At 38.1% G+C, this 2,606-nt stretch carries 2 protein-coding genes; both read right to left on the reverse strand.

All coding sequences use genetic code 11. From position 1 onward, the window contains the following. Positions 1–693: 693 nt before the first annotated feature. A complete protein-coding gene (locus AC13EX_RS03370) occupies positions 694–978 on the reverse strand; it encodes a hypothetical protein (RefSeq protein WP_482891535.1) in 285 nt (94 codons plus the stop codon). Then, the gene (locus tag AC13EX_RS03375) at positions 975–2,147 is read right to left on the reverse strand and encodes a DUF4221 family protein (RefSeq protein WP_482891536.1); all 1,173 of its coding nucleotides are present in this window, start codon (positions 2,145–2,147) and stop codon (positions 975–977) included. Before AC13EX_RS03375 ends, AC13EX_RS03370 begins: the two co-directional genes overlap by 4 nt. Between the last annotated feature and the right edge of the window lie 459 nt (positions 2,148–2,606).

A 2,606-nucleotide genomic window follows, 5' to 3' on the forward strand; every position in this document is an offset into this window, starting at 1 on the left:
GTTACACCTTTCAAGGCTAAGATTTGATTTGGCATTTTAACATAGGGGTACCACCCTGTGCTTAGGGATTTCGCCATTTTAGAAATAGTTGTGATTTTGTCAGCATTGTTGCAGAAAAGAGCAACAATACCGCCAAAATCAGGATAGCGCTATAATTTTCACACCAAGGGCTGACACCCTTGGCTGAGATATTTCGCCCCTGCAGGGCTGGAAAATAGGGCACTATTCCATAAACCGTTCTCATTCCAAAACTTCAAACCCTGAAAGCTTATTCGTTAGTCAAAATTACTTCATCAACGTGGGCGATTCTAAAAAGGCTGGGCAATTTTAACCTCGCGGGTTCCAACGACTTTTACAAGTTGGATTCGATGGCTACGACAGGCTGGCTTCGATGACTTCGACGGCTTCGGCAAGCTCAGCCACCGGAGACAACTTAGATATCGCAATTACCGGAGCCAGTGAAAGCACTGGAGACAACACAGCCACCGCAACCACGGGATATTCCTCAGCCAGTATTGCCAATCCCCACACCGAATATTATATAATTAAGTTAATTCTGAACTTATTATACTCATCATCCCAGGCCTGGAGGGCCTGAACAATAATAACCGTGGGTAGTAACCCACGGATTGGGTACATACAACAAACACTACAACCTCGGACGCGGTTGAACAGGAACCTCTATCAGCCTAATCAATTCCGATTCTCATCCTTTTCAGCAACCAAAGGTAAAACTGTAGCTTGATCTGGTTTGCGCTTAAAGATCACCGCACTATGTTCGGGGAATGCTTCAAGGACATATTCATAAAACCGATCCTTACAAGCGTGACAACCATAGTCCAGCACAATAACAAATGAGGTAAATTGATCGCTTTCCATTCCTAATCGCTCCATATAGGCTTTGCCCTGATCAGTCTGGCAGGCTGATAAAAAAGTCAAAACCATCACTAATGCAAGTATTATGTTTATTTTTCTCATTTCCCCACCTCAAATTGCACCACCATGTATCTTAAATGATCCTCATCATAATCGGGACTGTTTTCATTGTTAAGCGAGAGGTATAAACCTTCTTCTCCAACAAATACATTGGAAAACGCATGTACTTGAAATTTATCAAAAACATGTTCACCAATTACATTCAAATCCTTGTCCAAGACCATCACACCTGTAAAGGGCCTGGAACGCCTTAGCATCCATAATTTATCTATAGCATACTCTTCATCGTCAGTATATCCCGGATAAAAAAAACGATAAAAACAATCTCGGTACTTGTCATAAAGAATTATTCCATATAGATCATTATTTAAAATGTTTAATAATCCCTCTTCGTGTGTGCCTGGAATCTCATTTACATAATAAAAGCTATTGATATGGTCTGACTTAGCTTCCACCTTAATAGTTACTTGTTCCTTCTGCATATCAAACACTTGGATTTCATGGTCGTACCAAGGAGCTATATAGAGTTTGTCCTCTCTTCTTACCCATGAAAAATCAGATAGTTTTTTCCCACTATCCCAATAATCCTTAGCATAATATACATCATACCATTTTGTCTGATCTGAAACCATATCATAACTATAGACCAGAGAGTGTTTTTGGATGTCATCTTTGTTCATCCCATGATGATTCATAAAAAGCGGTTGCATGCCAAAAACCTTATCCTCGTAGCGATGAAGTTCCTTGTGAAAGTTCGATCTTACAGAAGTAATATCAACCTCACCAGAAGGTATTTTCTTTTTAAACAGTATTTCGCCGCTATAATTGAAATAACCAATAGCATGCGGCCTAAACGTTGCCCAAACCTTATCCTCCTCCAGCCCTGCAATTCCTGAACGCCTTCTCATACTATTAAGCCCATCATTTTCAAATAGGATCTCATTGGCCACTTTTCCATCTTCCATATTCATAAATTGTAAACTCTTTGAATTAGAATTCAGGTAAAAAAGGTATTGACCTGAGTCTGATTCTATCAAGTGAACATAACCTGGATTAGGTATGGTCAGAACTTCAGGCTTAATTTTTAATTCTTTAACCTTTATTACTTCAAGTAATTTATTCTCTGCTTCTCCCTGACAGGAACAAAATAGGAAAAGGAAAATGATAAAAACATTCCTGTTTTCTGATAAATTATTTGTAAAAATTAGCATATAAAGAGCTATTAAAAATGGAGTTTTTTCTTATCAAAGGTCACCTATAAAGTTTCTCAATACTTAAAGGAAAGAGAACTAAACTTAATCATTTAAAAACTAATATCAAAGTTTAAAATTTCTTTCTAAACTTTGATGGATAAATTTATGGCAACGTGTGGAGAAATTCCGGCTTGACCAATACAGGTTAAGGGAAGAAAATAATATATCTTAGAATACAGGGCTGGGATATGGTTTCACATTTTAACCCAATGACCTAATGCGCGTTTTTGACAAGAAATATACGTTGTGATTTTGTCAGCATTGTTGCAGAAAAAAAGCAACAATACCGCCAAAATCATATCAACGGATAATTTACTAAACCAGTGGCTGAGGCCACTGGCTACAAAAATATCACCCCTACCGGGGTTTAGATTACGAACAAGTTATTACGTGGCTCAAAAAATCATTGTGCAGGGT

This window comes from Cyclobacterium sp. L-R, assembly GCF_056859355.1.

Coding starts and splice junctions, on each gene's coding strand:
- AC13EX_RS03370 (WP_482891535.1), bottom strand. CDS start 978: ATGAGAAAAATAAACATAATACTTGCATTAGTGATGGTTTTGACTTTT.
- AC13EX_RS03375 (WP_482891536.1), bottom strand. CDS start 2,147: ATGCTAATTTTTACAAATAATTTATCAGAAAACAGGAATGTTTTTATC.